Genomic DNA, 1,039 nt, shown 5'->3' with positions numbered 1-1,039 from the left:
TACACGACGTCCACGGAGACGCGCACGTTCACGTCGCCGGTCTCGACGGCGGTCGAGGCGTCTCCCCCGTCCGCGCCGCCCGCCGCGGCCTCAGATTCGCGCGTCACGTACGGCGATGACCCCGACTCGCTCGTCGACACCTCGTAGACCCCGACGACGTCTAAGTCGCTCGCGTTCGCGAGCGCGGCCGCGTCGTCGTCGGCGTTCGACATGGCCGTCGCGATCGCCTCCTCGCGCACCTCGCGTTCGGCCTCCTCGCTCAGCCCGAACTGGATCCGCTGGACCCGGTCGGCGCCCGCGTCGACGGCGACGTCGATCACCTCGCCGACGGCGTCGACGTCGTCGAGTTCGATCGCGTACCGGTGGACGCCCTCGTAGCGCGTCCGGTTCGGGTCGTCGCGGGTCTCGTAGCTCTCGCGGACGTCGTACTCCTCGGTCCGGATGTCGTCGTCGCCGAGCCCCCACTCCGTCAGGGCCGCCCTGAGCTCCTCGTCGCCGGCGTCAAGCTCGTCGCGCACCGCGTCAGCGTCGTCGCCGGTCGCCGTGACCGCGACGCTGAGGGTGGCGCGGTCCGGCGCCGACGTCGCCTCGCCCGCGGCCGTCACGTCGATGCTCCGTTCCAGTTGCGCCTCGTCGCCGTCGGTCGGCGTCGCGGTGCCCGCGAGCCCCGAGCAGCCGGCGAGCGCGACGAGCGCCGCGATGCCGACGAGTGCCGTCAGTCGCCTGTTCATACCCGCCCGATCGATCGGAGACGGCTATAAAAGAACGATAGCGCAAAGAGCCGCTTTCGCTATCGGCCGCCGTCGCGGCCGGCGGCGTCCTCGTCGTCCGCCTCGTCTGCCTCCTCGTCGTCCGCCTCGTCCGCAGCCTCGTCGTTCGCCTCGTCCGCGGCCTCCTCGTCCGCCTCGTCGTGGTCCACGACGTACGTGTCTTCGAGGTGCGGCTGCTCGTCCTGCGGATCGTCGTCGACGTCCCCGGCCGGCTCGTCTCCCGCACCGTCTTCGAGCGCGGCGTCGACGGCCGGGGCCGCCGCGTCGTC

At 72.4% G+C, this 1,039-nt stretch carries 1 protein-coding gene and 1 pseudogene; both read right to left on the bottom strand.

Annotation, left to right across the window (positions count from 1 at the left end; all coding sequences use genetic code 11):
• Positions 1 to 731, bottom strand: a 731-nt coding sequence (locus U4E84_RS18680) for an SIMPL domain-containing protein (RefSeq protein WP_322533544.1), incomplete at its 3' end; no start/stop codon positions are given.
• Between the two features lie 59 nt (positions 732 to 790).
• Positions 791 to 1,039 (bottom strand): annotated as a pseudogene (locus U4E84_RS18675) (formate transporter); the annotation flags it as partial.

Source organism: Halorubrum sp. AD140 (genome assembly GCF_034497445.1).
Lineage (GTDB): Archaea > Halobacteriota > Halobacteria > Halobacteriales > Haloferacaceae > Halorubrum.
This window is presented reverse-complemented; position numbering and strand designations above follow the sequence as displayed.